Annotated in this window: 4 protein-coding genes, 2 pseudogenes and 1 other annotated feature; of the genes and pseudogenes, 5 read left to right on the forward strand and 1 reads right to left on the reverse strand. The window is 64.8% G+C overall.

What is annotated here, in order from left to right; genetic code table 11:
- The first annotated feature begins 14 nt into the window (after positions 1–14).
- Both VNN77_12370 and VNN77_12375 read left to right on the forward strand, forming a co-directional pair.
- On the forward strand, positions 15–131 hold the full coding sequence (locus VNN77_12370) for an addiction module protein (GenBank protein ID HXG52184.1): 117 nt from the start codon (positions 15–17) through the stop codon (positions 129–131).
- Positions 128–430, forward strand: a complete 303-nt coding sequence (locus tag VNN77_12375; GenBank protein HXG52185.1) for a type II toxin-antitoxin system RelE/ParE family toxin — start codon at positions 128–130, stop codon at positions 428–430. Before VNN77_12370 ends, VNN77_12375 begins: the two co-directional genes overlap by 4 nt.
- Positions 431–474: 44 nt before the next feature.
- Here the strand turns inward: VNN77_12375 and VNN77_12380 are convergent.
- A pseudogene (locus VNN77_12380) lies at positions 475–1,643 on the reverse strand (IS3 family transposase).
- Positions 1,300–1,416: a sequence feature (AL1L pseudoknot), on the reverse strand. It overlaps the preceding pseudogene by 117 nt.
- Positions 1,644–1,713: 70 nt before the next feature.
- Between VNN77_12380 and VNN77_12385 the strand changes: the two are divergent.
- The 3 genes and pseudogenes from VNN77_12385 to VNN77_12395 all read left to right on the forward strand — a co-directional run bounded on the left by VNN77_12385 (position 1,714) and on the right by VNN77_12395 (position 2,280).
- Positions 1,714–1,941 (forward strand): helix-turn-helix domain-containing protein, encoded by a 228-nt coding sequence (locus tag VNN77_12385; protein ID HXG52186.1) that lies wholly within the window; start codon positions 1,714–1,716, stop codon positions 1,939–1,941.
- A gap of 17 nt (positions 1,942–1,958) precedes the next feature.
- Positions 1,959–2,072, forward strand: a complete 114-nt coding sequence (locus VNN77_12390) for a type II toxin-antitoxin system HicA family toxin (GenBank protein HXG52187.1) — start codon at positions 1,959–1,961, stop codon at positions 2,070–2,072.
- Between the two features lie 7 nt (positions 2,073–2,079).
- Positions 2,080–2,280 (forward strand): annotated as a pseudogene (locus VNN77_12395) (type II toxin-antitoxin system HicB family antitoxin).
- The last annotated feature ends 230 nt before the right edge of the window (positions 2,281–2,510 follow it).

Genomic DNA, 2,510 nt, shown 5'->3' on the forward strand with positions numbered 1-2,510 from the left:
CCTCACTCGCCGAGATCGAAGCGGCATGGGATCGTGAGATAGAAGAACGAGCCGCCGCGTACGACCGCGGAGAACTGCAAACGATCTCGGCCGAAGAGGTGTTTGCCGAAGCGAGGCGCCTCGCCCGGTGAAGCGTGCGCGGTTCATTCCCGCGGCACGCCTGGAATTTCTCGCAGAGGTCATTTACCACAATGAAGCGCAGCCCGGTCTCGGCGAGCGCTTCACTGCCGCAGTCGAAGAAGCCGCGGCCCGCGCGCTTGCCTTCCCTCTCTCCGGCTCACCCTCGCGCGGGAATACGCGCCGAATCATCGTGAAGGGATTCCGCTTCTCGCTCTACTATCGCCCGGAGGCAGACGGCATCGTCATTTTCGCCGTATCCCATCATTCGAGGCGCCCGTTCTACTGGCTCTCTCGAACCCGTGCCCGCTAACTGTGTGAACCGCCCCGGATTTTCCGGAGAGCTCCGGGTTTGAGTCAGGCTGCCATGGGCAGCTGACCCGTTGATTGATGATACGACGCCTCGAACTCCGCCGGCGGGACGTTGCCGATGGGCTCCAGCAGCCGGCGGTTGTTGAACCAGTCCACCCATTCGAGCGTCGCGTATTCCACCGCGTCCATCGAGCGCCACGGCCCGCGACGGTGAATGACCTCCGCCTTGTACAGCCCGATGATCGACTCGGCGAGCGCGTTGTCGAAGGAATCCCCGACGCTGCCGACCGAAGGCTCGGCACCCACCTCGGCGAGCCGTTCCGAGTAACGGATCGACAGATACTGGCTGCCGTGGTCGCTGTGATGGACAACGCCATGCACGCCGGAGCGCGACCACAGCGCCTGCTCGAGGGCGTCGAGCACCCGCTCGGCCCGCATCGAGCGGGCTACCCGCCAGCCGAGGATGCGCCGGGCAAAGACGTCGATCACGAAGGCAACGTAGACGAAGCCGGCCCAGGTCGCGAGGTAGGTGAGGTCCGCCACCCACAATTCGTTGGGACGAGTGGCCGCGAACTGCCGGTTTACCCGGTCAAGCGGCAGCGCAGGGCTCTCGTCAGGGATCGTCGTGCGGCACCGGCGCCCGCGCACCACCCCTTGCAGGCCCAGCGAGCGCATTAGACGCTCCACGGTGCAGCGAACCACGACGAAGCCCTCGCGGCCCAGTTGCCGCCACAGCTTGCGCGCGCCGTAGACGCTGAGGTTCTCCTCGTAGACACGACCGAGCTCCGGCACCAAGGCGTGATCGCGCTTCACCCGCGGCGGCAAGCGCTCGGCATCGGCCTGCCGGGCCTTGTGCTCGTAGTAGGTCGACGGGGCAATCTGCAGCTCCGCGCAGATCGGCTCGACCCCGTGCGCCCCACGATGGGCGTCGATGAACGAAACCATCACTTCTGTCGGCGGTCGAGCTCCGCCTGGGCAAAAAACGCCGACGCCTTGCGCAGAATCTCGTTGGCCCGCTTCAGCTCCCGGTTCTCGCGCTCCAGTTCCTTGAGCCGCTCCCGCTCCGAGCTGGTGACCCCGGCGTGCCGGCCTTGGTCACGCTCGGCCTGCCGCACCCAGCCGCGCAGCGTTTCCGCCGGGCAGCCGATCTTCGCCGCGATCGAGCCGATCGCCGCCTACTGCCAACCGTGCTTCGCCTCGTGCTCGAAGACCAGCCGAACCGCCCGCTCCCGTACCTCCGGTCAGTACCTCTTCGTCGTGTTCATGACTCCATCCAATCAGGAAATGAAGTCTCCGGGAATCCCGGGGCGGTTCAGAGTGACTACGGTTCCGAGTGTTACCAGCATCCGCCGGAAAACTGGTCTATCCCAGGCGAGGTTTGCGCAACTCCTCGGTGTATCAGTCCGGACACTGCAGGACTGGGAGCAGGGTCGTCGTGCTCCATCCGGGGCAGCCAAGACGCTTCTTATGATTGCCGAAAAGAATCCGCGAGCACTTCTTGAGGTCGCGTGAGGGGCATGCAATCTACCATGTCGTCGGTCCGGACGCGCCGCGAGCCGGCGTCACTTCCGGGGAAACCGAACGACGATCCGGCGCCTGGCACCCTGAACAGCATTTTGAAGCAGGCGGGTTTGAAGCAGTGAGGCGGGTATGCGCTATTCGACCGTAATCGAAAAAGCCGACGGCAACTTTTCGGCGCATGCGCCGGACCTTCCGGGCTGCGTCGCGACGGGCGCAACTGTCGAAGAAGTTGAAGCGCAGATTCGGGAGGCCATCGAGTTTCATCTTGAAGGTTTGCGCGCGGACGGTCTTCCGATTCCGCAGCCGGTAAGCCGCGTCGAATACGTTGACGTTGGAGCAGAACCGCGCATCCCAGGCGGACGCGCGCGCGGGCACCGTGCCTTGCAGCGCGCACGCCGGTGGCTGCGGACTATAAGGACCCCCCGCTGCTGCAACGGTAGCGGAGATGACGAAGGAAGGTCGGATTGCGTCACTATAACCGGCCTGTTTGCGAGCGTTTCGCAGCTCTGGCCCTGAGAAAGCCGCGCGCCCGGTCCTCCATCGTTAGTCGGCATCGCCTG

The sequence above is a fragment of the Candidatus Zixiibacteriota bacterium genome (assembly GCA_035574315.1).
Classification (GTDB): domain Bacteria; phylum Desulfobacterota; class Binatia; order UBA9968; family UBA9968; genus DATLYW01.

Excerpts from the sequence above, each read along its gene's own strand:
- VNN77_12390 (HXG52187.1), top strand. The coding sequence starts at position 1,959 with ATGTCGTCGGTCCGGACGCGCCGCGAGCCGGCGTCACTTCCGGGGAAA.
- VNN77_12385 (HXG52186.1), top strand. The coding sequence starts at position 1,714 with ATGAAGTCTCCGGGAATCCCGGGGCGGTTCAGAGTGACTACGGTTCCG.